This is a genomic window from Cytobacillus firmus (genome assembly GCF_023612095.1).
Classification (GTDB): Bacteria; Bacillota; Bacilli; order Bacillales; family Cytobacillaceae; genus Cytobacillus.
The window spans coordinates 2,490,246-2,517,078 of the sequence record NZ_CP086235.1 but is presented as its reverse complement, the minus strand read 5'-3'; the positions used below and the strand labels follow the sequence as shown (position 1 = coordinate 2,517,078).

Genomic DNA, 26,833 nt, shown 5'->3' with positions numbered 1-26,833 from the left:
AAACACCCGATACAAGTCGGGTGCCTGAGATGAAAATTAAACCTGCAGTCCGTAGTTCCGGCAAAGGGCTGCCAAACCTCCTGAGAATCCGCTGCCAATGGCATTGAATTTCCAGTCATTTCCATGACGGTATAACTCACAGAAAACTACGGCTGTTTCGATTGAAAAATCTTCTCCAAGATCAAAGCGAAGCAACTCCTGATTATTGGATTCATCCGCTAATCTTACGAATGCATTGGAAACCTGGCCGAAATTTTGCTGCCTTAATTCTGCATCATGAATCGTAACCGTTATGCCAATGCGATGGACGTGTGAAGGGATTTTGGTGAAATCAACAACAAGCTGCTCATCATCACCGTCGCCTTCACCTGTCCGGTTGTCTCCAGTGTGAATAACTGCCCCGCTTGGATGCTGAAGATTATTGTAGAAAATAAAATCATGATCATTTGCACATTTACTGTTTTCATCAGCGAGAAATGCAGATGCGTCAAGGTCGAAATCATGTCCGCCGCTATATTTGTTTGTGTCCCAGCCCAGGCCGATTATGGCTTTCGTCAGACCGGGATTCGTTTTAGTCAGATCTATTCTTTGACCTTTGGATAATTGAATACCCAAGATACTCACTCCTTCATAACCCAAATCCATTTTTCATGACAGATCACCTGTGTATAGGTTTCCCCTAAAGAGAAAGCCAGGAAAAGCTGATGCTCTGCCTGGCAAAAATAAACCTTACCCTACCTGCAAACCGAAGTCGGTTGCAATGCGGGCAAGTCCGCCCTGGTAGCCTGAACCGACAGCAGAGAATTTCCATTCTCCGTTGTGACGGTATAATTCACCTACAACAATGGCAGTTTCAATAGAGAAATCTTCGCCTAGATCGTAACGGATTAATTCTTCATTTGTTTCTTCATTGACGATTCGAACAAATGCATTAGAGACCTGTCCAAAGTTCTGGCCGCGTCCTTCGCCATCATGGATGGTAATAACGAAAGAAATCTTCTCAATGGCGGCAGGAACAGCGCTAAGATTGACTTTGACTTGCTCGTCATCGCCATCTCCCTCACCTGTTCTGTTATCTCCTGTATGTACGACTGAGCCATTGCCGCCTTCAAGCTGGTTGTAGAAAATAAAATCTTTATCTGATGCACATTTGCCATTGGCATCTAATAAGAAAACACTGGCATCAAGGTCAAAATCCAAGCCGCCATCATATTTATTCGTATCCCAGCCAAGTCCTACTATTACTTTAGACAATCCGGGATTCGTTTTTGTTAAATCAATTTTTTGCCCTTTCGATAAAGAAATACCCACGTTCATCCATCCTTTCAGATTCAAAAATTTTTTAACAGCATCGTTGAAATACGCAGCTGTCAACTATGTACACCTTTAGTGTAAACGTTTCAAAAGAAATCGTAAACCGATTTGCTATTGAGGCGGGAAAAAAGTTCTATAATATGTAAACTATCTGATGGATAATTCTGTTCCTTCCTTTTTTACCCGTTATTCTTTATAATGTCTTGTTGGGCAGCTGGGTACAGAAAGGATGATCGCGTATGGCTGAACTAAAGCAGCTGGTTTTCTTTGATTTTGAAATGCTATGCAGCAAAAGTGGCATGCTGTTTGAAGATATGGAGGCCATTCGTCTTGGTGCGGTAAAAGTGGATGTTGAATCAGGCAAGGTCACTGGGTTTGACAGGTTCATCCGTCCGCAGCAGAATTCACCATTAAGTACTTTCTGCAAAGAATTAACCGGGATATCTGACTCTGATTTAGAGAAAGCCGATGACTTCCCTCAGGTGTTTAAGGACTTTCTCTTTTGGGTCGGCGGAGTTAAAAAAGCCAAATTCTTCTCCTGGTCGTCCAGTGATATCCTAAGATTGAAAGCTGATGCTTTGAGGCATAATCTTCCCGAAGCTACTATTGAAAAAATCACTAAAAGATATGTTGATTTTCAGGCTGTTTTCACAAAAAGAGCTTCCCGTACGGCAGCATCTGTTGAAAATGCTTTGTCCTTCTATGAACTTTCTTTTATCGGCAAACCCCATCATCCCATGTATGACGCTTATAATACACTTCGGATTTATCAGTCTTTTGAAGAGCATTTGGTAAAGACCGATTTAATTATGGTACAGCAATTTATCTTTCAGGAAGCTGAACTCCCTTCTGTTGAAAGGCTCAGTCAGGAAATAAAGTATGTATTCCAAAAAGACCTGGTGGAATTCTACTCCAATTTGAATGATGCCTTTCGTATGAAAGATGCCTGGAAATTAATTAAAAAAACAAAAAAGCTTGTTGAGAAATATGAAAATATCCTATTAAGCCGTTCAGGCATTTTTGATGAAGAATTGATTTCTGGTGTTGAAGAGTTAATCACGTTTTATCTGGAACTTCAATCAGCTTATAAAGAGCATTGTTCTTATACATCTAAAATTATGATTCTGCATGAGCAAATGGTTCAACCGCTGCAGAAAATATGCGTATAAAACGGAGGTGACATGACAGTGTTGCCTCTTTTTCATGTGTTTTTGCAGTCGTTTAGCTTGGTATTCTTAAGATTATCAGAGATAATAACTATACTAAAAATGGGGAGATGATACGTTTGGATAGAGTACAGATGGCAGAAGATCTGTCGTTTTCAAGAATTGTCCATGGACTCTGGAGACTGGCAGACTGGAAATTTTCAGATGAAGAGTTAATCACATTAATAGAACAGTGTTTGGAAATGGGCATAACGACATTTGACCACGCTGATATTTATGGAAACTATACATGTGAAAGCCTGTTTGGAAGTGCACTGGAGAAAAAGCCGGAGCTCCGCAGAAAAATGGAAATTGTTACGAAATGCGGGATTGTTCTCGAGTCACCAAACCGGCCTGAGCATAAATCACATCATTACAATACCGGAAAAAAACATATTATTGCTTCTGTAGAAAAATCATTGCAAAATCTGAACACAGATTACATAGACACCCTTCTCATTCATCGTCCTGATCCATTTATGGATCCTGAAGAAGTTGCTGATGCTTTTTCAGCATTAAAGACCGCCGGCAAGGTTAGGCATTTTGGGGTTTCGAATTTTAAAAGCCATCAGTTCACTATGCTTCAGTCCTTCCTTGAAATGGACCTGATTACCAATCAAATTGAGCTGTCTGCCTTTCATCTGGAGAATTTCGAGGATGGCACATTAAATCTGTGCTTGGAAAAAAGAATTGCTCCGATGGCCTGGTCCCCCTTGGCACGAGGGAAAATCTTCAGTGGTACTGATGAAAAATCGGAGCGCCTTAGATCTGCATTGCTTAAAGTAGCAGAAGAAATCGGGGCGAATGATATTGATGAGGTTTTATTTGCATGGCTCTTAAACCATCCTGCACGTATCATGCCAATCGCCGGTTCCGGCAGGATCGAAAGAATTGAACGTGCTGTCCGGGCATTATCTTATAAACTTAACCGGGATCAGTGGTTTGAGATTTACCAAACTTCACTTGGTCATGAAGTCCCTTAATAAAGAAACAGCCCAATTTATAAAATGGGCTGTTTCTTTATTTTATTGGAAAACGCTTTTGAAAGCAGGAGGAGATAATTCCACCTCTTCAAAAACTTTCGTCATCGAATTGATATATTCCTCTTTAAATGGCTCTGCTTCCGCCATATCTTCAGATCCCGCTTTTACAAGCTCGGCTTTTTTAGCATAGTATTGGGATAAGCTATCAACCGCAGCTTCAATATCCTTGGTATAGTCTTTTAATTCCTCCGGTACAGACACGGCTTTCGCATCCTTATCGAATGCTACAGCTGCTTCAGTTGGATCCTGACCTTCAGCAGTTAAGCTTGCATCTGTGCTGCGGATTACTTTTGTCACTTCTCCCTGATAGTTCAGCAGAGCTGAACGAACTTCTTTGGATTCATCAGCAGACTCTGCTGTTTCAGCTGCCGCCTCTTCCTTTTCTTCCCCTTTTGAAGCTTCTTCGTTTGAGCATGCTCCCAGCATTAGTGTCAGTGCAGCTGCTGAAAGCAAAAAAGATAATTTCTTCATGCTTTTGTCCTCTCCTTCTTTTTGTTCAGAGGTAGTTTTGGTTGACTCCCTATGTAGTCAGAGTGATGACATTCCTGTCAATTAACTGACAATTAATAATTTACCTATTTTTTTAATTTTTTGCAACAATTTTATTACGATTTACGAAATTTCTTTAATGAAAGGATGATTTACTGAAAAATGTTTAGGCTTTATAGGACATTGCCCACCCATCACAAAAAGATCCGGCATAGGCTATAAAAAAGGTGAAACTGAGGAGTGTTCCTATGGCACAAAAATCTAATGAAGATGCAAACCCTAAGCTTTATCTAAGCCATTCAGACACTGTTACCAATCAGGGTACTTACCGTCTCAACTTCCTGCAGGAAGTAATAAAAGAGCAGCAGACTGTTAATACCCGCTTGTCTGAAACTTATGAAGATATGAAGACACAGCTTGAGGATTCGTTTGTTGATATGGGGAAGCTTGTAAAAAGTGCTGCCGGCAAACAAAATAATCATATAGGACATTTGGCGGCTAAGATTGAAAAGCAGGATGCTTTTTTAACGGGTTTTTTGGAAATGATGCATGAGCGCGCAAAGGAAAACGATTTAATGAGTAAAAGGCTGGCAGTCCTGGAGGGAATAAATAAGGAGATTCTGGAAACTCTTGAAAATCAAGAGCAGGTAAATCAGAAGATTTTTGAACAGGTTTCCTGTCAGGAAGCGGCAACCCAGGCACTTTCCCGTAAATTTGATAAATTCGAGGCATTTTCCGAAGAAGCACTTTCAAATTTCAAGGCACAGGAAGAAATGAAAGCAGAATTAAGCAAAAAGCTTGATGTACAGGAAGTTTTTCATACTACAGTAATGGAGCGGTTAGACCAGCAGTTCGCATCCTTCTCGGAGGAAGTTGAGAAAAAGTTTAAGACGCAGGAGCAATTGAAAGAAGAATTAAACAAGAAGCTTCAAGAACAGGAACAGGCAAGCAAGTCTATAATGGAACGCTTACACCGACAGGAGGCAATCACCGAAAAGATCAGCAGACAATTAGATCATTTAAAAACTGTTGTTTACGAGCGTGCCGCCCACCTTACTGATCGCTTCGAAAAAAGCATAAAACAGCTGGCAAAACCAGTTCACAGTTTCTTTGTCAGCCAGGAGGAAAAAGCAAAGGATGGTAAGAATAAAGAGTAAAAAAAAGAAGGCACCTGGAGAGTGCCTTCTTTTTACTCTTAATCTAAAATCGTAACTTTAACAGTTTTTCTTCCAAAATTGATGGCATCTTCCTTCGATGGCATAAAGATATCAATCTTATTGCCTTTAATGGCTCCGCCAGTGTCTCCTGCGACAGCTTCACCATATCCTTCAACATGGACTTTGGTTCCGAGCGGAATCACATTAGGATCTACTGAGATTACTTTTTGATCAGGATTTTCTTTTAGATTGATTCCTGTTGCTGTAATTCCAGAGCACCCTTCGCAATTAGCCGTGTAGGCTGTCGCTTCCATATTCAGCACTTTTTGAGGTGCTTCTTCATTTGCAGTTTCCGCCGGTTTTTCTGCAGCAGGCTTGGCAGCTGGTTTGGATTCAGCGGCAGGCTTGGCAGGCTCAGATGCAGGTTTTGATTCCGCAGCAGGCTGTGCCGGTTCCGGATTAGACTCTGCTTCTGGCTTCGCTTCTGGTGCTGGCTGTGATTTTTCAACTGGCTGCGTTTGTTTTACTGCCTGCTGTTCAGACTTTTGCTCTGAAGGTGCAGTAGTTTCTGCAGGCTGTTCGGCCTTTGCCGGAGCGGCCTGCACTGGAGCAGTTACAGCATTAACAGCTTTGGCATCAGGATATAGAATTAATTCATCGTCCGGACGAATTAAATCAGAGCTCAAGCTGTTCCATTCTTTGATTGCCGCAGATGTGACATTATGCTCTCTTGCTATATCCCATAAAGTATCGCCTTTTGATACTATGTATTTCTTTTCAGGGTATACATTAAGTACATCATCCGGATGGATGATATGCGAAGACAGCCCGTTCCATTCTTTGATCATGTCAACTGGTGTATTATATGACTGGGAAAAATCCCATAAAGTATCGCCTTTTTTTACAGTTACTTCTTCTGCTTGTACATTCGCACCTGCTGTTCCGGTAATTGCGGCAGCTGCAACAAAAGTTAAAATAGTTTTTTTCATAAGTTAAAACCTCCCGTATAGCTCGTTTTTAGCTAACGGGGATAATAATAACATGGAATCTCTACTAAAAAAGAACAAACAGATGATAATCCCGTTACGGATATAACAGCCTCATAACAAACATATTTCAAAGTCAGAAGCCATTTAAACTAGGAGTGTGGCATTTCCCGTTATCATGGGATTCTATCCAATGTTATTATAATTTATCCATTTATTAGGATTAACTATTTTTAAACAGGACAGGAATTAATTTCTAATGAAAAAGCCAATCCATTTGGATTGACTATGCAGATCTCGCAGGCAAAACAATATTGAATGTCGTACCTTTATTTAATTCACTCTCGATAAATACTTTTCCATTATGACTTTCAATAATTTTAAAGCTGACCATCAAGCCTAAGCCATTCCCATTTATCTTGGTTGTAAAAAATGGTTCTCCGATATTTTTTAGTTTTTCCTGAGGTATTCCTACTCCTGTATCCTGTATCGCTATCTGCACCTGGTTATTTATGATAGCTGCTCTGACAGTAATATCTCCTCCATCAGGCATCGCTTCAATTCCATTTTTGATAAAATTAAGGAAAACCTGTTTAAGGCGGTTTTCATCACATTCAATCTGGATGATATCCCCTTCATAATCGAAACGAATTTTCACGTCCCGTTTCCGGGCTTCGAATTCCAGAAAAGAGATGACATTCTTTATAATAGGTATGATATCTCTTTCTTCCAGTTCAGCGGCTTTCGGCTTAGCAAGAACCATAAAATCTTCTACTATATTATTTACCCGGTCAATTTCATCTAAAATGATGCTTAAGAATTCTTGTCTCTCTTCATTCGTTTCATCCAGCTGAAGGAACTCTGTATATCCTTTCATTGTTGTCAGCGGATTGCGGATTTCATGGGCAACCCCTGCAGCAAGCTGGCCCACTGCTGCCAGTTTATCCTGCCGATGCAGCACTTCTTCTGTTTTTTTCCTCTCGGTAATATCGTTCCTAATGGCTAAGTATTGATAAGGTTTTCCGTTCGCATTCATGAATGGCACGATTGTTGTATGAACCCAGTAATAGGACCCATCCTTAGCTTTATTTCGTATTTCCCCTTTCCATACTTCTCCAGATCCAATTGTTTTCCATAAGTTCTTAAAAAATTCCTTTGAATGCAGATTTGAATTTAATAACGAATGATTTTGTCCTATCAGCTCTTCCCTGCTGTACTGGGAAATTTCACAAAACCTCTCATTTACATTGGTTATGATTCCTTTTTCATCAGTGAACGCAATAATGGAAGACTGATCAAGAGCAAATTTAATATCGTTAACCTCTTTCAGAGAATTATTGAGATTGGCTTCAGCAGTTTTCAAGGCAGATATATCTGTCCGGATGGAAACATACTGATATGGTTTATTCTTTTTATTGAGGAAGGGTACAATTATTGTCTCGACCCAATAGTAGCTTCCGTCCTTTGCTTTATTTCGTATTTCCCCCTTCCATATTTCCCCTGACCCAATCGTTTTCCATAGTTGGTGGAAAAACTCGGGCGGATGATATCCTGAGTTTAAGATATTATGATTTTTGCCCAGCAGTTCATATTCTTCATATTTGGAAATCTCAACAAATTTGTCATTCACATACGTGATAATCCCCTTAGAATCAGTAATAGCCACAATAGATGATTCATCAAGTGCAGCCTGAACATCATGTAAATGGGTGTCGCTTGCTTCCAGCCGTTTTCTGATTAGGATACTGGACGTGATGAGGCCGCTTAGAATTACAATTCCCACAAAGATTAATATAGGATTAAAAGATTCGATTATCTCAGTCATTGCAGGCTTTTAGCCCCCTCATTTTTACTTTATACAATATGATTGTAATGGAATCATCAGTACCATGGAAGAGGCTGGCGGAAATAAAGTCTTAAGCTCATTAAAACTGGCAAGCTTAAGAGCAGATTTTAACCCGTTTTTTGTCTGACTAAATAATAAATTAAATTTTTTAAAAATTTAATCAAAATACTTCACATTAAAATAAATTTAGTATATACTGTACTACAACAGAAGGAAATAAAATAAACTGTATTATAAAAAGGAGGAATAAGTAATGATTAAAAGTCCGGTTGAATTCTTCAGAACACTTCCCAAAAAGGTATGTCCCGAGTGTGGCCAAACAGTAAAGGAACAGGCTGAATCATACTTAATGGAATGTGATCGCTGTCTGTCAAAGAAAATGGAATAACACAATCAGCGGAAGGCTTCCTGGTCCTTCCGCTTTTTATTTTATTAAGGCTGTTTTCGCAAAGTTTGTTGCTATTTATAATTATATTTACTGAGTTGATTGTAGCGGAAGGTGCGAGATCCTCGAAAATGCATTCGCATTTTCTTCGTGCGGTGTTTACTCAAGGTAGCATATTCAAAGTCCTACGGGAGTAGCGGGACAGGTGAGACCCCACAGACGCGCAGCGTCGAGGAGGCTCACCGCCCGCCCCGTGGTTCGCTGAGCATCCTGGAGCGGAAATCAACGGACAACATTGATAATTGAAAAACAACAATTTAACGAAAGAGCCTTATTAAAAAAAGCTAAGCTATTGCAGAACAATATAAAATTATTTGAAAAATCTATAAATATATTCACTCTTCCTGTATAATTGTTCCATAATCTCTTTATTTAGAGAATCGAAATAGGAGGGAACGATATATGGTTCAAACCGTAATATCCAGATTAAAACGTCTTGAGGTACCTAAAGAGCGAACATGGAAAGTGGAGGATTTATTTGCATTAGAGGAAGATTGGCATAAAGAGATAAGGAGTATTGAAGAGGATCTTGCTGTTTTTGACCAATACAAAGGAAAACTCCATGAAGGTCCGCAGGGGCTGCTTGGCTGTCTTTCCGCTCAGGAAAAGCTTTCTATCCGTCTTGTCCAGGCCGGCACATATGCAAGCTTGCGCCAGTCAGAAGATGGCACAAATCCCGACAATCAGGCTAACTCATCACGAATAGCCTCCTTAAGAGCAAAAGCCGCTTCCGCTCTATCTTTTATTGATTCTGAATTATTATCTCTGCCTGATGGTACAATTGAAAAATACATAACGGAAGAAAGCGGCCTTGAACCATTCAGAAACGGGCTGAAAGATCTGCTTGAAACTAAGAAGCACAGACTTTCTCCTGAGACGGAAGAAGCGCTGGCTGCAATGGGAGAAGTATTTGGTGCTCCTTATACAATTTATCAGGCTGCAAAACTTGCAGACATGCCATTTGCCTCATTTAAAGACAGTAAAGGAAACGAATTACCAAACTCTTTTGCTCTTTACGAGGATCGTTATGAGTTTTCACCGGATAACACCATCAGGCGGAATGCATATGCTTCATTTACAGATTCATTGGAAAACTACAAGAATACATTTGCTTCTGCTTATTCTGCTGAGGTGAAAAAGCAGGTTGCGCTTTCGAAGCTGAGAAAATACAGCTCAGTCACACAAATGCTTCTCGATTCCCAGCATGTAACAGAGGAAATGTATAACAATCAGCTGGACATTATCCAAAAAGAGCTTGCTCCCCATATGCGCAGATATGCTCAGCTGAAGAAAAAAGTCCTGGGATTGGATAAAATGCTTTTTTGTGACCTGAAGGCTCCTCTTGATCCAGAGTTCAATCCGGAAACAACATATGAAAAAGCATCCGAAGTCATTTTGGAGGCTCTTAAAGTAATGGGCCCGGAATATACGGATATTATGGAGAAAGGCCTGTCAGAACGGTGGGTTGATTTAGCTGATAACGTCGGAAAATCCACAGGCGCTTTTTGTGCAAGTCCATACGGTTCCCATCCATTCATCCTGATTACATGGACAGACACGATGCGCGGTGCATTTGTTCTCGCTCATGAGCTTGGTCATGCGGGTCATTTTTATTTGGCCAATAAATATCAGCGTATCATGAATACCCGCCCTTCAACCTATTTTGTCGAAGCACCCTCTACACTTAACGAAATGCTGCTTGGCCAGCATTTAATGGCGGGTACTGAAGATAAGAGAATGAAGCGCTGGGTGATTCTTCAACTGCTTGGAACTTACTATCACAACTTTGTTACACACCTGCTCGAAGGAGAATACCAGCGAAGAGTATATCGTCTGGCTGAACAGGGAGTCCCGTTAACGGCAAAAACACTTTCAGCTCAAAAATATGACACACTTGCTGAATTCTGGGGAGATTCGGTTGAATTAGATGCAAGGGCCGCTTTAACCTGGATGAGACAGCCTCACTATTACATGGGACTTTACCCATATACCTATTCAGCCGGTTTAACTGCTTCCACTGCCATGGCACAAAGCATCCAGGAGGAAGGCCAGCCTGCTGTCGACCGCTGGCTTGATGTCCTTAAAGCCGGAGGAACAAAAAAACCGCTTGATCTCCTTAAGAGTGCCGGTATTGATATGTCTAAGCCAGATCCGATCCGCAAAGCAGTAAGCTATGTTGGATCATTGGTGGATGAATTGGAAAACAGCTATGAATAAGATGGGCCCCCTCTGTTATCAGAGGGGGTTTTCAATTTTTTAATCAGCTGGTGTTCAGTTTTACTCGATTTTGATTAAAAACTTTCAAAATGGAAAAGGATTTATATGGCTGAATATTAGATCACTGAGGAGAGAAAACTTATAGAAAGATGCTTGAAAACCTTTAAATGGGGAGTGAAACCATGGAAACAATAGATCCTAAAAAAGTAAAAACAGGAGATGAGGTATATGTCATTTACCATAATCCTCACACTCCCAGTGTAGCAAATGTAAGGCCTGCCGAAATTGTTCCGCATCCAAAAGATCCTAATGCAGTTGCCCTCTTTCTTAATGAGTCCTTCCATTTAATAGAAGAAGACGATGCCCTGTTCTCTTCTGAAAAGGATGCAGAAGAGGCTTTTCAAGAGTTATATGGAGATTACTGAAGTCAAATAAAGAAAGACTGTTAGGTTAGAAACAACAGTCTTTCTCTATATGCTGATTATAAAATTTGAGGCAATTCCCTCATTTCGACAGTTGTTTCATCACCGCATAATGGGCATTTTAAGTCTGAAGAGACAAAATCTTTTCTCATCCAGCCATTACAGCTGTTACAGGAATACACCTCTGTGTCGAGCATTACAACCTCTGGCTTATCATCTTGGCCTTTTTTATTGAAAAAAATTGGAAACGCCCCCTTTTTTTCTTAGTATGGACAAGAAACGGGAAAATTATTGAAAAGGTTTAAACAAATTTGATGAGGAGGCTGTTTAATGGTCCGCCAACAGAAGAAAAAAAACCTTACTATTGCAGGAACTGATATTGATGAAGTGAAAAGGCTGAATAGTCAATCCGGCTTATCATACAACGAAGTAAAAAGAATGCTGGCAGAAAATTATGGCAGGAAATGAAATATTTAATGTGCAGCTTCATTCTACTCCTTCTTTAAAGGCCAAAAATAGGCATGTTTTTGAGGAGAGTAGTGTAAAATCGGTTCTTCCATTAAGTACTCGCCGGGCAAAAAAGCTGCCATTGTATTCTCGTATATCGAACAGGAAGCATTATGCAGCTGCCATTTTGTATGATGAATATCCCCGCGAAAAACGTGATCACCTTTTGTTACCCATAGGCAATACCTTTCAGTCAGCCATTCATCAAGTGACCCTTTCTGTGAATTAAAAGGGCTGGATTCCGGTTTATATTGAGCTTTGAACTGTCCGATCTCTTTATTATCGTTTTTCCGCCTGCTTTCATAATTAATGATTCCTGCTGATTTATCCACTTGCATTTCGGCATTCACATAGGGAAGGAAATACAGCAATCTGGCTCCTGTTACCGCTAAAAGATTGTCCGCATCCAAGCTGAAAAAATAAACACCTTTCCTTCCCCCATACTCTGCATATGTTCTTACATTCAGTTCATTCATTGATTTCATCATTGGCAATGGCGGCAAGCCGCGGACTCTCATTCTGCTGATCCAGAAAGGGACTATTCCAATCCAGGCTTTTCCGTTAAATGTATCTAACGTTAACTGTGGCGGAATGTGCTTCTCCATTATTTCTGCAGGCACAGGCCAATGAGCAAACAGAACATCATTCCATATCTGCTCCATCACCCACGGCCTATCAGGCAGTGGAAAAGGTCTGTGCCCTGTTATCTCAAGTGCATTCTCCATCCTCCTGCCCCCTTCTTTACTATTAGTAAGAATATTCCTCGAATTTGCTGTTCTAAACCATTACCTTACGCAGTGCAGTTTTAAACACAAAAAGATCGCCATGCCCTGGCAAAATGCACTCGGAAATGACGATCAACGTGTTTTGCTTTTTTTCAATTAATGGCTTTCATCATACCCTTTGCGCGGTATGGAAATATCCACCCCAACAACGTCTTCAATAACCGCATCCGCCTGGCCTTCCATATAGGTATCACTTACTTGCTCATGAGTCATTGCGAGACCTGATGAAAGCTGATCATTTCTTTTATAATCCTCAGCCTCATAATATCTGCCTGCAATATTTGTGCCATTATTATTGTCCTTCTTATTCATTCAGAATCCCTCCTTCTAAAATAAGAACTATCCTTATTTTGGACATTAAACCGATTATCATACGATTCAAATCAAGGGAATGTCTGAAAAACAAAAAATCTGCCCTGATAAAGGCAGATTTTAAGCAGCTTTTATTGTTCAATTGTCCACTAATTTTACCAGCCTACGTAAGCAGCACCAACAATGATTAGAAGTATAAACAGGACAACGATTAAAGCAAATCCGCCGCCATATCCTGCGCCTGCACCCATTCTAACACCTCCTGACATCTAGTGACAGTGTATGAACATGATGTTTGTCCCGAATGGGCAGATGTAACAGAGGAAAAAAATTATATCGAAAAATCGCCGAAAATGTGAACAAAAATAGGAGATTAATCATCCAAATTAATTTGGTAAGAAAAAAACTCTTTACTGCAAACGGATTCATGTTAAAATGGACATGTAATCAAGTTAGATGTCTGACGTCTATTCACCTACCTCTTTGCTAAGAGGTCTATATTTTGACGTTCTGTAAAAACGTTTACATTATTCTAAATTCAACAAATGAGGTGTCAAAATGAGTTTTATCTGGGGTATATTCGGGGTCGTGACCGTATTGGGAATAGCTTTCCTTCTTTCATCCAATCGTAAAGCGATCAATTTACGCACAATTCTTGGCGGTCTTGCCATTCAGTTTGCCTTTGCGTTTGCCGTACTTAAATGGGATCTTGGGAAAAAGGCACTGGAAAAATTAACTTTTGCAGTAAATGACATTGTGAGTTACGCCAATGAAGGAGTTAATTTCCTCTTTGGAGGATTATTTCAGGAAGGTTCAGGTGTTGGATTTGTATTTGCATTCCAGGTCTTGACTGTTGTTATCTTCTTCTCTTCCCTAATCTCTGTTCTATATTATACAGGGATCATGCAAATCATTATTAAAGTCATTGGCGGAGGTCTAGCTAAGCTGCTTGGAACAAGTAAAGCAGAATCGATTTCTGCTGCTGCCAATATTTTTGTCGGACAGACAGAGGCACCTCTTATCGTGCGCCCTTTCATCAGCAAAATGACAAAGTCGGAATTATTTGCTGTCATGACCGGTGGTTTGGCTTCCGTAGCCGGTTCAGTTCTGATTGGTTATTCATTGCTTGGTGTTCCACTGGAATACCTGCTTGCAGCAAGCTTTATGGCAGCACCTGCAGGTCTTGTTATGGCTAAAATAATGATCCCTGAAACTGAAAAATCAGAAACAACAGATGATATTAACATTGAAAAAGATACACAATCTGTCAATATCGTAGATGCTGCGGCCCGGGGAGCGAGCGATGGTTTAATGCTTGCCTTGAATATTGGTGCCATGCTTCTTGCTTTTATCGCTTTAGTTGCGTTAATCAATGGAATCATTGGTTTTGCAGGCGGACTTTTCGGTCTTGAAAACATAACACTTGAAATGATTCTTGGCTTTATTTTTGCCCCGATTGCATTTGCAGTAGGTGTTCCATGGGCTGAAGCGGTGCAGGCTGGCGGCTACATCGGCCAAAAGCTTGTGCTGAATGAATTCGTTGCTTACTCAGCCTTTGCTCCTGAAATCAGCAATTTGTCTCCTAAGACTGTTGCAGTTGTCAGCTTCGCGCTTTGCGGATTTGCAAATATTTCTTCTATGGCCATCCTTCTCGGAGGCCTCGGCAACCTTGCTCCTGACCGCAGGAATGATATTGCCAAGCTGGGCATCCGTGCTGTAATAGCTGGAGCTCTTGCCTCTCTATTAAGTGCAGCGATTGCAGGAATGTTAATTTAATAGTCTGATAGCATACTGGAGATATCCGGTATGCTATTTTTTTGTTGTAAATGGAGAAGCTTGTCGAACATTATCTGAAAATTATTTTAATTCAGAGTTGATTTTATATTTTTATTAATGTTAAAGTAATGTTGTAAGCGTTACCAATAGTATTCTTTCTAGGTTTTGCTGCAAGGAAATACATAGACTGCTATTTTAAGGAGGAATTATATGAGTCAATTAACTGCAGGTTTAAAAGAAAAGGTAGAAAAGTTCTTAAGCGGTAAGAAGAAATTATATATCAATGGTGAATTTGTAGAAAGCAAATCACAGAAAACGTTTGATACGTATAACCCGGCGACAGGAGAAGTTCTGGCTACTGTTTTCGAAGCCGGTGCAGAAGATATTGATCTGGCAGTAAAAGCAGCCCGAAAGGCCTTTGATGAAGGCAAATGGTCTAAAATGAGCGCTTCTAAGCGCAGCCGCCTGATGTACAAGCTTGCTGATCTTATGGAAGAAAATAGTGAAGAATTAGCACAGCTTGAGACATTGGATAATGGAAAGCCAATCCGTGAGACAACAAATGCCGATATTCCATTGGCAATTGAACATATGCGCTACTATGCTGGCTGGTCTACGAAAATTGTGGGACAGACTATTCCTGTCAGCGGGCCGTTCTTTAACTATACCCGCCATGAAGCTGTTGGTGTAGTGGGCCAAATCATCCCTTGGAACTTCCCTCTTCTAATGGCTATGTGGAAGCTGGGTGCTGCCCTTGCAACAGGATGTACGGTTGTTCTTAAACCAGCGGAGCAGACACCTCTTTCCGCTTTATATCTTGCTGAGTTAATGGATCAGGCAGGCTTCCCGCCAGGGGTTATCAATATTGTCCCTGGTTTTGGAGAAACAGCCGGCCAGCCGCTTGTTGACCATCCGCTGGTAGATAAAATTGCATTTACTGGTTCTACTGAAGTAGGTAAACGGATTATGTCCAATGCTTCAAAGACTTTAAAGCGGGTTACGCTTGAGCTTGGCGGTAAGTCTCCGAACATTATCCTGCCGGACGCTGATATGTCAAAGGCAATTCCAGGAGCTCTAAACGGTGTTATGTTCAACCAGGGACAGGTTTGCTGTGCCGGCTCCCGTGTCTTCATTCAAAAGAAGCAGTTTGATAATGTTGTAGCTGACATGGCTTCACATGCTAAAAAAATCAAGCAGGGTGCCGGAATTCATGCTGACACAGAAATTGGCCCGCTTGTATCTGCTGAGCAGCAAAACCGAGTTCTTGGATACATTGAAAAAGGCCTAAGCGAAGGTGCTCAGCTTGTAGCAGGAGGAGATAAGCCTCAGGAGCAAGGTTACTTCGTATCCCCTACTATCTTTGCAGATGTTAATGACGAAATGACAATTGCGAAGGAAGAAATCTTCGGACCGGTTATTTCGGCTATGCCTTATGATGACATTGACGAATTAATTAACCGTGCCAATAACAGCGAATATGGATTAGCTGCAGGAGTTTGGACTCGTGATGTTGCAAATGCACACTATGTGGCCAATAAACTCCGTGCTGGTACAGTTTGGGTGAACTGCTACAACGCTTTCGATGCTGCATCTCCATTTGGCGGCTATAAGCAATCCGGTATCGGCCGTGAAATGGGCTCTTACGCTCTTAATAACTATACAGAAGTTAAGAGTGTATGGATCTCGATGAAATAATAGCCGAATCAAAAAAGGAACCTTTCGAGGTTCCTTTTTTAATTGAAATTCCTTGAAAAAGTTTCTCCCCTATTAAGAATAAGTTCACAGATTATCCATAGGATTTTTGATGGATATTATTTATCCTTATATTGGGAGGGGAAATAATGAAAAGAGTATATATGATTTCTGCTATTATTGTAATATTAGGTATTTCTGCCGGCATTTCTTTTTTTATCATCCGTGATATGACAGCGAAGATACCTGAACATATTACACTTTTAACCGATGATGAGAAGGTATACGACTTTGCAGAATCTGATGAAAAACTGAAGCTTGTAGAATTTATTTATACGCACTGTCCGGATATATGTCCGACGACTACCCAAAGGATGAATCTCTTGAAAAGTGATCTTTCTAATGAGGGCGTATTTGGGAACAAAGTACAATTTATTACAGTAACAATCGACCCTTATCGGGACACCGCAGATGTTCTTAAAAAATACAGAAGCACCTTTGACATTGAAAATGATGAGAATTGGCTCTTTCTAACTGCCGATCCTGATACACTGAAAAAGGATCAGGCTGAAATTCAGGAGCTCGCAAACACTTTCCAATTTCAATACCGTGATCCCGGCGATGGCTTCTATGTTCATAGCACCTTTGTATATTTGCTGGATGAGAATAATAAATTTATTAAGAAATTCCCTATGGGAGAAGATTTTGACAGGAATGAAGTTTTCAAAAAGATTATGAAGAAAATATAACAAAAAATGGCGGATTCAGGATCCGCCATTTTTCTTAACCTAATTCGCAGAAGAAGATAGATTTTTGTCTTGGTCAATGAGTATTAAAGTTTTTGATCTTGGTTTTGAAAAGCTTACTTTAATACCGGATTTCTTTAATCGGTTTACTAAATCAACCAGCTGTTTTTTAGCCATCTAAAAAACTCCTTTTTCCCTGCCTGTATGATTAATATTTTACATGAAATTTATGAAAAAACTATGAACAAAAAGAAACATTTTATACTTTTTCAAGGTTTTAATAAAAGTGTATGACTGGTTTTTTCTTCATTGAGGGATGTTTTATGATAGTTCCCTTCTGCCCAGTCATTCATCTGATCATGGTACCACTGGCTTAAAGGATGTCCGGATTGCCCTGGTCCCACCAGATGGTAGGCGGTGTTCATGTTTTGTGTATCAATCACAAATCTCCACGAGCCTCCATGATTCACAGTGCCATCGTCTTTGTTGGCTGCCGCCTGCACAGTGACTGAGCTGCCGCCAACAGGAATTCGTCCCTCTCTATTAAATAAATAGTTTAAAGGTTTTACACTCGAAAGCGGGTGGGAAAAAGCTAATTGATGATAATTACCCCATTTCCACTTAGACGGGCTGCTTCCTTGAAGATTTTCGGCTTCTCTTACCGCTGTACTCAATGATTGGGAAAGGACTTCCTGCAATCCTCCCTTTTCTTCAATCCAATTGCTTTCGCGGCCACTTGCTGCATTTCTCAATAATTCATCCACTGCCTGCTTTTGCCCTTTGAAGAGCTTCCTCATTTGGGGTGATATCTGATCTTCAAAAAGAACATCTGATATGCTTTTCATCCAAAGATTGAAAATGAGAGGGGCTGCCTCATCCTTGCTGTCAATATAATCCCATTTACTTAGGATCGTTAAAGCTTCCTTTTCAAGAGCGGTTGATGGTTCTTTCATTCCGGACAGGAAAAGCGGTATAAATTCCTTTGCCTGCAGGTTTTTTTGATCCATTTGCAGTGACATCATATCTTCAGTTGTAAGATTATCCTTGCTCTTGAGAAATTCCTGAATGCGCATTTGCCTATAGGGCTGGGCCCAATCATGACTGATGTGGTAAGGGTAGCTGCCATCCATCACCTTATTGTTTGCCGTTGAGATATAGCCTTCTTCGGGATTGATCGTTTTAGGCAGCTGATCATAAGGGATGTAGCCTTTCCACTCATATTCATCCGACCAGCCGGGCACCGGCAGCAGTCCGTCTCCTTTCTTTCTGATTGGGATTTTACCATTTGCTTTATAAGCTATTGTTCCATCCGAAGAAGCAAATACAAAGTTTTGGGCAGGTGTGTGAAATAACTCCAATGCTTGTTCAAACTGATTCCAGTCTGATGCTTTATTCATTTTTAGAATGGCTTCCAGCTCTTTTGATGGCTGAAGTGCTGTCCATTGCAAGGAAAGAACGGTATCCTTTCCGCTGTCTCCAGCAAATTCCGAAATCACAGGTCCGTGGCGTGTAATCGTTACTTTATAGCTAATTGGCTCTTTGCCTTTTACCTTAATTGGTTCTTCTATTACTTCTGCCTTTTCCCACTTTTCATTGAATAGAAACTCATTTATATTGGCAGGATTCCTTTTTTCAATATACAAATCCTGTACATCTGGTCCTGTATTGGTTACTCCCCATGCAATATGTTCATTGTGACCGAGTATGATGCCTGGGATTCCGGCAAAAATGACACCGCTGACATTCATTTCAGGGGACTCCAGGTGCATCTGATACCAGATCGAAGGTGTGTTCAGGGATAAATGAGGATCATCAGCCAATATAGGCTTTCCGGATGCCGTTTTACTGCCGGCTGCCACCCAGTTATTGCTTCCGTTGAATTCTGGAGGCGTGATGACAGATGCAAAGCTTTTTTCAATATTTAAGTTGTGTTTTCCTATTATGTATGGGGCTTCTTCCGGATAGGAGGGGAATAATTCATATGCTTTATCTTCCGGAAAATGCTGAAGGAGATAATAGCGGAATGCCTGGCTTTCCCAGTGTCCGCCAAGATCATATGCCATGTATTTGCCAATAGTAAGCGAATCCACAGGAGACCATTCTTCCGGTTCATAGCCGAGTATGGAAAATTCAACAGGGATTTTTCCATTTTCTATAACTTCTTTTATATAAAGATTAACTCCTTCCGCATACCAGCCTAAAATCTGTTTTGCATCTGAGGAATATGCTTCATAGGATGCTTCTGCAGCTCTTCTCAAACCAAGAGTTCTAAAATATTTATCATTTTCAACCGTAGCCTCTCCGATTACTTCGCTCAATCTTCCCGATGCCTGACGCCTGCTTAAATCCATCTGAAAAAGGCGGTCCTGTGCCTGGACATAGCCTTGGGCAATAAAAAGGTCCCTTTCATTGGCAGCAATCAGGTGTGGGACTCCGCTGTTATCGCGATTGACCTTTACTTCCTCAGAGATGGAACCTATTCTGATTTCTCCCTCTGTTTTAGGCAGAGAGCGGGACAAAAAACCATACGTAATGAAAAAGGCAGCAGCCAGCAGCACTAAAATGATAGCAATACTCCAAAGCGAGTACTTCTTCCACTTTGATTTTGGCCGATGCTGGATCCTAATATTGCCTTCCATAGACATTCCTTCCTTTATTATTAAATTTTGAATTCGAACCTGCCGGAAAGCTTTTGCTCACCAGCTTCATTTTTTACTGATACTTCTCCGGTCAGCCTTTTTTCGTCCTCTTCCCATTTCTCTCCTGTCACCCTCCCTTCTATTGTCAGTTTCTCGCCGGGCCGTGTCATTTTGCTGAAGCGCACTTTGAACCTTCTCAGGTCCTTTCTTGGAAACCACTCAGCCAGTGCTTCGCCTGCCATTCCCATGATAAGCATCCCGTGGGCGATCACTCCGTCCAATCCGGCCTTTTCTCCTACAGGGACTACTGTATGAATCGGATTGAAATCTCCGGATGCCCCTGCATACTTGACCAGCTGTGTATGTGTGATCTCTGGTTTATGAATCATTTTCAGCTCACTCATTTTTGCTTCCCCCTCTTTCAATAATGGTGGATTCTGCATAGAGAACATCTTTTCCATCATTGTTTCTGTACTGAATACCTATTGTAATAAATCGCAGGTTCCTCTTTTCAAAAGAAGAAATTACTTTCGGGATCGCGGTTACTGTATCGCCAGCACAAATTTCTCCTATATAGCGATATTCCTGGCCGCCGTGAAGAACCTTGAGAGGGTCAAGTCCGAATAGCTCGATTAGGGTTTCGAAATCCATGCCTCCCCACATCTCTATGGCTGTAGGAAATGTTGGCGGGATGGGGATGTCACGGTACCCCTCTTTTCTCGCAGTGTCAGCATCATAATAAATAGGGTTTTTGTCTCCAATTGCCATAGCAAATTCTTTGATTTTTCCTCTTTCAATGGTGAACTTGAAAGGTTTTAATTTCACCTCTGCATTTAAAAGAGATTCCATCAAAATCGCACTTCCTCTCATCATTATATAATCCTTATGTATTCGACTTTTTCCTCTTGCTTCCTGTTAATTCTCTAAACTTTTATTGCAGAGGTTACGTGATAAGTAAAGAATTCGCGATTACGCGCTGAAAGTGTTATAATTTTATGGATTATGTATTTGGAGGAATAAAAACAATATGATAACTGTCAGTAATGTAGGTCTTCGATACGGCGACCGCAAACTATTCGAAGACGTTAATATTAAATTCACACCTGGCAATTGCTATGGATTGATTGGAGCAAATGGTGCAGGTAAATCAACTTTTCTTAAAATTTTATCAGGTGAAATTGAGGCACAATCCGGAAGTGTTCATTTAGGTCCCGGCGAACGCCTTGCTGTCCTGAAGCAGAACCATTTTGAGTACGAAGAGCATGAAGCATTAAAAGTAGTCATCATGGGACATGCCCGTCTTTATGAAGTAATGCAGGAAAAAGATGCTATTTATATGAAGGCTGATTTCACGGATGAAGATGGCATGAAGGCTGCTGAACTCGAAGGTGAATTTGCAGAATTAAATGGATGGGAAGCTGAATCTGAAGCAGCTATTTTGCTGAAGGGACTTGGAATCGGAGAAGAGCTTCACGACAAAAAAATGGCTGATCTTTCCGGTTCTGAAAAAGTGAAAGTTTTGCTTGCGCAGGCGCTTTTTGGCAAGCCGGATGTTCTTTTGCTGGATGAGCCGACAAACCACTTGGATATCAAAGCAATTCAATGGCTTGAGGAGTTCCTGATCAACTTTGAGAATACCGTTATTGTCGTATCCCATGACCGTCATTTCTTGAACAAAGTGTGTACGCATATTGCCGATCTTGACTTTGGTAAGATCCAGATTTACGTAGGGAACTATGACTTCTGGTATGAGTCAAGCCAGCTTGCCCAAAGGATGGCTCAGGATGCCAATAAGAAAAAAGAAGAAAAAATCAAGGAACTGCAAAGCTTTATTGCCCGCTTTAGTGCAAACGCATCTAAATCCAAGCAGGCAACTTCACGTAAAAAGCTTCTTGATAAGATTTCATTGGATGATATTAGACCATCCTCCAGAAAATATCCGTATGTTGGATTTTCACCTGACCGTGAAATCGGAAATGATTTGCTTCGGGTAGACGGCATCACTAAAACAATTGATGGTGTTAAAGTTCTGAACAATGTCAGCTTCATCATGAACAAAGATGATAAAATAGCGTTAGTTGGCACGAACGAATTAGCGAAAACCATCCTGTTTAAAATACTGACTGGTGAAATGGAGCCGGATGAAGGAACATATAAGTGGGGTGTAACAACCTCTCAGTCCTATTTCCCTAATGATAACTCTGAGTTCTTCGAGAACTCTGATTTGACCCTTGTAGACTGGCTGCGCCAATTCTCACCTCAAGATGACAGTGAAAGCTTCCTGAGAGGTTTCCTTGGAAGAATGCTGTTCTCCGGTGAGGAAGTTCTAAAGAAAGCAAGCGTTCTTTCCGGTGGGGAAAAAGTCCGGTGCATGCTATCTAAAATGATGCTGAGCGGCGCTAACGTGCTTCTTTTAGATGAGCCGACCAACCACCTTGATTTGGAATCCATTACGGCATTGAATAATGGACTGATTAATTTCAAAGGCTCTATGATTTTTGCATCACATGACCATCAGTTCATTCAAACCATTGCCAACCGCATTATTGAAATTACACCAGCTGGCATTGTCGATAAGCAAATGACATATGATGAGTATTTAGAAGACCCATCCATTCAAAAGCAAGTTGCTGAAATGTATCAGTAAACAGTAAAAGCAGGAGGTCCAGCCTCCTGCTTTTAGTTTGTTAAAAATCCTGTTTTTTCTTTTTATGGCGTGCAGAGGAAGCTGTTCTGCTGCCTGTTTCCACGTTGGTTGTCCCTTGCCCTTCGACGTTTGGAGAGCTTAATCCAGCCTTTGAAGGGTCTTTTTTGCGTTTGCTCATAGTTAAACACCTCCTTTCTTACTTTTTCGTGTTAAGGCTATTTTTATCCATGGAATAAAAATGGAGTACAAAAGCCAATCTAACAAACGGAGGAGGTGTTAATATTGACGAAAAGAGTAGCTGTTGAACAATCCTTAACAAATGTTTCTGAAGCGCTTCGCCAAAAAGGATATGATGTGGTTGACTTGAAGTCGGCGCATGATGCTGAGAACTGCTCATGCTGTGTTGTAAGCGGTGTTGATTCAAATGTAATGGGTATGCAGGATGTATCTACAAAGGCTTCTGTCATTGAAGCAAGCGGCCTTTCAGCGGATGAGGTATGCCGCCAGGTGGAGCAAAGAATGCAGTAATCGAAAAGTGAGCCAAAGACTAAAGATAACTTCTTTAGTCTTTTTCAATGCAATTAAATAAAGAGGGGCTTTATACCCGTCTTCTCCTTCTTCTAGCTTTTGCTTTAAGATTTTTCCTTAATACGAGAATAAAGATTCCGAATAAGAATAGGGCTAATCCTGCTTTTCCATAGTACCCTGTTGTCTCTTTTACTGGCTCCTTATCTGTTTTGAGCTGGCTTGAAACCACTTCATCCTGTTTATCCTCGATCAGCTTTACAGATTGAATGATTCTCCCGTTTTCATTCTTTATCTGCAGCTTCCCTTTTGCTGTAATGTTTTCTTCGTAGTTTCCTTTAGGCAAAGTGACAGGTATTATTGTACCGCCAGTTGTATAGGTTTTTCCCTCTGACGGAAAAACCTCAGTGCTGCTGAGTTCCGCAGTTTCAAAGTTGCTGTGTCCATAATCCAAAAGGTTTTTTGTATCATTATAAATATCCCGCTTATATTCCGCTTTTAACACAATAGCGGTTAACTTGATTGAATCATATTCGGCAGAGGTAGCTAGAGTCTGCTTGGCTTCATCAACGAACCCTGTCTTTCCCCCAGTCACTCCCTCGAATGGAACCTCCCCTTTGAGCATCCTGTGATGAGTAAAGATGGTAGTATCCCATGACTTTCCAGTCCATTTCAATTCCTTTGTGCCGTAAATTTCTCTGAAGGTTTCATTTTTCAGAGCATAATTGGTTAATTTCGCGAGATCAGCTGCGGTTGTATAGTGGTTTTCATCATACAGACCGTGAGGATTAACAAAGTGGGTATTTTTTAACCCTGCCTTCTCTTTCAGGTAGCGATTAAGATTCTCTGAGAATGCTTCTATATTGCCGTCCAGATGCTCAGCAATGCTCCAGGCAGCATCATTTCCTGAGTTAACCAGCATTCCCTGAACGAGTTTTTTCAAGGGCACCTGTTCCCCTTCCTCCAAATACACTCGTGTCCCTTCAGTCTCCGCTGCTTTTTTGCTGACTGTGGCCAGGTCACTCAAGTCGCCATGTTCAATGGCATAAATGGCTGTTGCTATTTTCGTTAAACTGGCCGGATACATCTTTTTATCCGCATTTTTTGCATACAGAACTGCCCCTGATTCTGAATCTGTTACAATTGCGGCTTCACTGATAATTTCAGGCTCTTTTGTTTCCTCAGCCGCTGCGTTACCAGCAGGAAAACTGAACAAAAGCAGGATAATAGCAACCAATTTCTTCATAAATACACATCCAATTCAAACCGATAATCAATCCATCCTGATTGTATCAAACAAACCATGCATAGCCCTATCATATTTATAAATTGTTACATAATTGAAAATTTCATGCCGTAATTTGAGAAGATTGATAATGAAAGGAAATTATCCAAGAGCCCGAAAGAAAAAAAGCAATCCAAAGGGACTGCTCTTCAGCTAGTTTTTTGCCTTAATATAAAAACGCTTTAAAAATTCAACATAAATATCATCATGAACAAGCCATGCCTGGTATTTTCTTTTAATGTAATTTTCTGCTGCCTGGAAATCCGGGTAAGGTTCCTGTATTGGCTTGCCGTTCATTTCAAGGATCCACTTGTCATCGGCTTCAGCAAAAATAAAGAATTTGTCTCCCTTCTTATTTTCGTACAGTGATCCCTGTTTCGTGCTTTTAATATTGTATTTGTTTTTAAATGCATCCTGTCTCAAAGGGTCCAGGGGAAATATGTCCTGAACAAATAGTTTATAAGCATCTTTTCCCATCGAACAGCCCGATGCTTTTGCGTGTCCGCCCCCTCCAAACTTTCCGGCCATGGCAGAAACATCAACGTGGTCATGGATTGTCCTGAAACTGATTTTTTTGCCCCCGAGATTTAAGATAGCGATATAGTCGATATGGGGATACTCTTTACCAAGTTCATTGCCAAGCTCCGAATGATAAGATTCTGCATGGACAATGCCTGTACAATATTCCCCAATGAACGTTTGTACCAATTCCCGTTTCTTCCGCCTGACGTAACGCTCAATCTTTTGCTCTTCCATTTCCAGCAATTTCTGTTCAAACTCATCAAAATCGAATGTATTGGAGCTCTTGATTCTTTCCGTCATTTTTTCTTCGAATTCTTCTATGGAAATCATGAAAAATAAATCATTCAGATTTTTTGCCTTTATATTTTCATTTTGATCCCATTCCCATGTGTCATACTGTCGCACAAGCTCGACAAATTCATCGAGGGCCTGAGACGGCTGGATCAGTTCATGTTTTAATAGATACTCATACAGTAAAGAGGTCGCAGCCGTGAGCCTGCCATCTTCATATTGCACTTTCACTCTGCCCCAGCTGTAATCATTAAAATGAAGAGCTGTTTTATGATGGTCAATTAATCTGACGTTTCCGCCGCTTTTTGCCAGATCATCAAGCCTGATCAAATTTTCATCGTTAACTGATAAATCCGTGATCATTAAAAAATCATCTTTTATGTTTTTTTCATTTTCCAGCAATTTTTCTATCTGATAATCAAGTCCCATCACAGAGTTATAGCGCACCTCAACATCTTTTCCAAAAGCGATCCTGGCAACAATGCCGCACCCGACACCATCAAGGTCATTATGTGTAAACAGCCTGTACAAAATCCATCACCTGCTATTCTTAGACTCATTCCTCTGTTAGTTTGGTTATGGAGGAAAAATATATGCGAAAAATCCCCGCTGAAGTGAGCGGGGATTTCCAGTTAAAGCAGCAGATAAGCCAGTGGAGCTGTAATCAGTATGGTCAGAATGGTTCTCTCTGCCCAGATGACAAGCAGCTGCGGAATAGTAATAGGAATTTCTGTTGATAAAATACATGGAACAAGTGCAGAAAAGAAGATAATGGCTGAAACGGAAACTACTCCGATTACAAATTTAGTGACCAGTGCAGCCTCTGCTGCCAGCAGGGCTGGAAGGAACATTTCAGCAATTCCCACGGCACTTGCCTTTGCTGCCAATAATGGCTCAGGAAGCTGTACGAGAGCCGTAAAAGGATAAAAGATATAACCCAGCCAATCAAATACAGGAGTGAATTCGGCAAGAATCAGGCCCAATAAACCTACTGACATAATGGAGGGCAAAATAGACATTGTCATGACAAACCCATCTTTTAAATTATCCTTTATGTTTTTCCATAATGTGGGTGATTCGGCTGCTGTATCCATTGCTTCTTTCCAGGCTGCCTGAAGACGGCCCCCTGTAAAGGTTTCAACTGGAGGCTCCTGGCCATTGTAATATTCTTCGCTCATTGATTTAAGAGGCCAGATTCTTACGGTAATAGCCGTTACGATGAAAGTGACAGCAAACGTCGTCCAAAAATAAGTGTTCCAGATTTCCATCAATCCAAGTGTTTTAGCCACAACAATCATGAACGTTGCTGAGACCGTTGAGAACCCGGTAGCAATAATGGCTGCTTCCTTAATGCTATATTTTCCTTCTTTAAATACCCTGTTGGTTATGAGCAGTCCGATTGAATAGCTTCCAACAAAAGAGGCAACTGCATCGATAGCTGATTTTCCCGGTGTTTTCCAGATTGGCTTCATAATCGGCTGCATAATGACACCGAAAAATTCAAGCAATCCATATCCGACGAGCAGGGCAAGAAATACTGAGCCGATTGGAACAAGAAGTCCGACAGACACCACGAGTTTCTCAAACAGGAAAGGTCCCATGCTCGGGTCGAATAGCCAGGCAGGGCCGAAGCCGAAGACAATCATAATGGCTGTAAAAAATCCGATTACCTTAAAAAAAGAGAAAATAGTATTTACTTTATTTTTGTTCCAGGTTTTTGTATAGAAAGGATAAATGGCGCCGAGCAGTATGACAAGCAGCGCATAGTATGTAACAGCTGCAGGCAGGTATGTCTGAATCGCAGTGACGATATGGTCCAGCATAATAGATGATTTCTCATTAACAGTGACTGGTATAAAAAACATAAATAGGCCAATGGCGCTGAAGAGAAAAAACTTAGCTTTATTTTTAATGGTTGCGTTGGGATTCAGTTCAGGCTGGTGAGATTGCTTTATTATTGTTTCTTTTTCCATTCTCATTCC

Annotated in this window: 28 protein-coding genes and 1 pseudogene; 12 read left to right on the top strand and 17 right to left on the bottom strand. The window is 40.8% G+C overall.

Annotated features, from left to right (window positions below; all coding sequences use genetic code 11):
* Positions 1-36 precede the first annotated feature (36 nt).
* Entirely contained in the window at positions 37-615 is a 579-nt protein-coding gene (locus LLY41_RS12770) for a TerD family protein (protein WP_095242741.1), read from the bottom strand.
* A 114-nt stretch (positions 616-729) separates the two neighbouring features.
* On the bottom strand, positions 730-1,311 hold the full coding sequence (locus tag LLY41_RS12765; protein WP_048010026.1) for a TerD family protein: 582 nt from the start codon (positions 1,309-1,311) through the stop codon (positions 730-732).
* Between the two features lie 242 nt (positions 1,312-1,553).
* Between LLY41_RS12765 and LLY41_RS12760 the strand changes: the two genes are divergently transcribed.
* Positions 1,554-2,483: a 3'-5' exonuclease gene (locus LLY41_RS12760; RefSeq protein WP_095242742.1), complete on the top strand. Its 930-nt coding sequence runs from the start codon at positions 1,554-1,556 to the stop codon at positions 2,481-2,483.
* Between the two features lie 116 nt (positions 2,484-2,599).
* A complete protein-coding gene (locus tag LLY41_RS12755; RefSeq protein WP_095242743.1) occupies positions 2,600-3,502 on the top strand; it encodes an aldo/keto reductase in 903 nt (300 codons plus the stop codon).
* 42 nt (positions 3,503-3,544) lie between these two features.
* Here LLY41_RS12755 and LLY41_RS12750 read toward each other — a convergent pair whose 3' ends face one another.
* Positions 3,545-4,033 (bottom strand): hypothetical protein, encoded by a 489-nt coding sequence (locus tag LLY41_RS12750; RefSeq protein ID WP_095242744.1) that lies wholly within the window; start codon positions 4,031-4,033, stop codon positions 3,545-3,547.
* A gap of 266 nt (positions 4,034-4,299) precedes the next feature.
* Between LLY41_RS12750 and LLY41_RS12745 the strand changes: the two genes are divergently transcribed.
* Positions 4,300-5,208 (top strand): hypothetical protein, encoded by a 909-nt coding sequence (locus LLY41_RS12745; RefSeq protein WP_095242745.1) that lies wholly within the window; start codon positions 4,300-4,302, stop codon positions 5,206-5,208.
* Positions 5,209-5,246: 38 nt separating this feature from the next.
* Here the strand turns inward: LLY41_RS12745 and LLY41_RS12740 are convergent, their stop codons facing one another.
* Both LLY41_RS12740 and LLY41_RS12735 read right to left on the bottom strand, forming a co-directional pair.
* Positions 5,247-6,197 (bottom strand): 3D domain-containing protein, encoded by a 951-nt coding sequence (locus LLY41_RS12740; protein ID WP_095242746.1) that lies wholly within the window; start codon positions 6,195-6,197, stop codon positions 5,247-5,249.
* A 283-nt stretch (positions 6,198-6,480) separates the two neighbouring features.
* Positions 6,481-7,989 (bottom strand): annotated as a pseudogene (locus LLY41_RS12735) (PAS domain S-box protein); the annotation flags it as partial.
* A gap of 304 nt (positions 7,990-8,293) precedes the next feature.
* Between LLY41_RS12735 and yhfH the strand changes: the two are divergent.
* The 3 genes from yhfH (at position 8,294) to LLY41_RS12720 (ending at position 11,127) form a co-directional block, all read left to right on the top strand.
* Positions 8,294-8,428 carry a protein YhfH gene (yhfH, locus tag LLY41_RS12730; protein ID WP_009334590.1) on the top strand — a complete coding sequence of 45 codons (135 nt, stop codon included), beginning with the start codon at positions 8,294-8,296 and terminating at the stop codon, positions 8,426-8,428.
* Positions 8,429-8,887: 459 nt separating this feature from the next.
* Positions 8,888-10,702 carry an oligoendopeptidase F gene (gene pepF, locus LLY41_RS12725; RefSeq protein ID WP_304585528.1) on the top strand — a complete coding sequence of 605 codons (1,815 nt, stop codon included), beginning with the start codon at positions 8,888-8,890 and terminating at the stop codon, positions 10,700-10,702.
* Between the two features lie 182 nt (positions 10,703-10,884).
* Complete coding sequence (locus tag LLY41_RS12720; protein ID WP_095242793.1) at positions 10,885-11,127, top strand: transcriptional regulator SplA domain-containing protein; 243 nt, start codon at positions 10,885-10,887, stop codon at positions 11,125-11,127.
* Between the two features lie 56 nt (positions 11,128-11,183).
* Here LLY41_RS12720 and LLY41_RS12715 read toward each other — a convergent pair whose 3' ends face one another.
* Positions 11,184-11,366 (bottom strand): cold-inducible protein YdjO-related protein, encoded by a 183-nt coding sequence (locus LLY41_RS12715; RefSeq protein ID WP_095242748.1) that lies wholly within the window; start codon positions 11,364-11,366, stop codon positions 11,184-11,186.
* Between the two features lie 88 nt (positions 11,367-11,454).
* Here LLY41_RS12715 and LLY41_RS12710 point away from each other — a divergent pair, with 88 nt between their 5' ends.
* Positions 11,455-11,592: a hypothetical protein gene (locus tag LLY41_RS12710; RefSeq protein ID WP_179288934.1), complete on the top strand. Its 138-nt coding sequence runs from the start codon at positions 11,455-11,457 to the stop codon at positions 11,590-11,592.
* 23 nt (positions 11,593-11,615) lie between these two features.
* Here the strand turns inward: LLY41_RS12710 and LLY41_RS12705 are convergent, their stop codons facing one another.
* The 3 genes from LLY41_RS12705 to LLY41_RS12695 form a co-directional block, all read right to left on the bottom strand.
* A complete protein-coding gene (locus LLY41_RS12705; protein ID WP_304585527.1) occupies positions 11,616-12,356 on the bottom strand; it encodes a YqjF family protein in 741 nt (246 codons plus the stop codon).
* Between the two features lie 156 nt (positions 12,357-12,512).
* On the bottom strand, positions 12,513-12,728 hold the full coding sequence (locus LLY41_RS12700) for a YozQ family protein (protein WP_095242752.1): 216 nt from the start codon (positions 12,726-12,728) through the stop codon (positions 12,513-12,515).
* A 155-nt stretch (positions 12,729-12,883) separates the two neighbouring features.
* A complete protein-coding gene (locus LLY41_RS12695) occupies positions 12,884-12,979 on the bottom strand; it encodes a YjcZ family sporulation protein (protein WP_076256549.1) in 96 nt (31 codons plus the stop codon).
* Between the two features lie 307 nt (positions 12,980-13,286).
* Between LLY41_RS12695 and LLY41_RS12690 the strand changes: the two genes are divergently transcribed.
* The 3 genes from LLY41_RS12690 to LLY41_RS12680 all read left to right on the top strand — a co-directional run bounded on the left by LLY41_RS12690 (position 13,287) and on the right by LLY41_RS12680 (position 16,945).
* Positions 13,287-14,504, top strand: coding sequence for a NupC/NupG family nucleoside CNT transporter (locus tag LLY41_RS12690; protein WP_095242753.1), 1,218 nt, complete (start codon positions 13,287-13,289; stop codon positions 14,502-14,504).
* A 210-nt stretch (positions 14,505-14,714) separates the two neighbouring features.
* Positions 14,715-16,199 (top strand): aldehyde dehydrogenase family protein, encoded by a 1,485-nt coding sequence (locus LLY41_RS12685; RefSeq protein ID WP_304585526.1) that lies wholly within the window; start codon positions 14,715-14,717, stop codon positions 16,197-16,199.
* Positions 16,200-16,345: 146 nt separating this feature from the next.
* Positions 16,346-16,945, top strand: coding sequence for an SCO family protein (locus LLY41_RS12680; protein WP_304585525.1), 600 nt, complete (start codon positions 16,346-16,348; stop codon positions 16,943-16,945).
* Positions 16,946-16,984: 39 nt separating this feature from the next.
* On the opposite strand, the gene LLY41_RS12675 is transcribed toward LLY41_RS12680, so the two are convergent.
* From LLY41_RS12675 to LLY41_RS12660, 4 genes are all read right to left on the bottom strand, one after another.
* Entirely contained in the window at positions 16,985-17,119 is a 135-nt protein-coding gene (locus LLY41_RS12675) for a hypothetical protein (RefSeq protein ID WP_286136924.1), read from the bottom strand.
* A 92-nt stretch (positions 17,120-17,211) separates the two neighbouring features.
* Positions 17,212-19,581, bottom strand: a complete 2,370-nt coding sequence (locus LLY41_RS12670; protein ID WP_304585524.1) for a penicillin acylase family protein — start codon at positions 19,579-19,581, stop codon at positions 17,212-17,214.
* A gap of 20 nt (positions 19,582-19,601) precedes the next feature.
* Positions 19,602-19,985 (bottom strand): MaoC/PaaZ C-terminal domain-containing protein, encoded by a 384-nt coding sequence (locus LLY41_RS12665; protein WP_304585523.1) that lies wholly within the window; start codon positions 19,983-19,985, stop codon positions 19,602-19,604.
* Complete coding sequence (locus LLY41_RS12660) at positions 19,978-20,454, bottom strand: FAS1-like dehydratase domain-containing protein (RefSeq protein WP_304585522.1); 477 nt, start codon at positions 20,452-20,454, stop codon at positions 19,978-19,980. The genes LLY41_RS12665 and LLY41_RS12660 overlap by 8 nt, the downstream gene beginning before the upstream one ends.
* A 154-nt stretch (positions 20,455-20,608) precedes the next feature.
* Between LLY41_RS12660 and LLY41_RS12655 the strand changes: the two genes are divergently transcribed.
* A complete protein-coding gene (locus LLY41_RS12655) occupies positions 20,609-22,228 on the top strand; it encodes an ABC-F family ATP-binding cassette domain-containing protein (protein ID WP_304585521.1) in 1,620 nt (539 codons plus the stop codon).
* A 40-nt stretch (positions 22,229-22,268) separates the two neighbouring features.
* Here the strand turns inward: LLY41_RS12655 and LLY41_RS12650 are convergent, their stop codons facing one another.
* A complete protein-coding gene (locus LLY41_RS12650; protein WP_304585520.1) occupies positions 22,269-22,406 on the bottom strand; it encodes a YuzL family protein in 138 nt (45 codons plus the stop codon).
* A 104-nt stretch (positions 22,407-22,510) separates the two neighbouring features.
* On the opposite strand from LLY41_RS12650, the gene LLY41_RS12645 reads away from it, so the two are divergent.
* Positions 22,511-22,756 carry a YkuS family protein gene (locus tag LLY41_RS12645; protein WP_035330823.1) on the top strand — a complete coding sequence of 82 codons (246 nt, stop codon included), beginning with the start codon at positions 22,511-22,513 and terminating at the stop codon, positions 22,754-22,756.
* Positions 22,757-22,826: 70 nt separating this feature from the next.
* On the opposite strand, the gene LLY41_RS12640 is transcribed toward LLY41_RS12645, so the two are convergent.
* The 3 genes from LLY41_RS12640 to LLY41_RS12630 all read right to left on the bottom strand — a co-directional run bounded on the left by LLY41_RS12640 (position 22,827) and on the right by LLY41_RS12630 (position 26,824).
* Positions 22,827-23,999 (bottom strand): D-alanyl-D-alanine carboxypeptidase family protein, encoded by a 1,173-nt coding sequence (locus LLY41_RS12640; protein WP_304585519.1) that lies wholly within the window; start codon positions 23,997-23,999, stop codon positions 22,827-22,829.
* Between the two features lie 192 nt (positions 24,000-24,191).
* On the bottom strand, positions 24,192-25,382 hold the full coding sequence (locus tag LLY41_RS12635; RefSeq protein WP_304585518.1) for a DHH family phosphoesterase: 1,191 nt from the start codon (positions 25,380-25,382) through the stop codon (positions 24,192-24,194).
* Positions 25,383-25,483: 101 nt separating this feature from the next.
* Positions 25,484-26,824 carry a YjiH family protein gene (locus LLY41_RS12630; protein WP_304585517.1) on the bottom strand — a complete coding sequence of 447 codons (1,341 nt, stop codon included), beginning with the start codon at positions 26,822-26,824 and terminating at the stop codon, positions 25,484-25,486.
* Between the last annotated feature and the right edge of the window lie 9 nt (positions 26,825-26,833).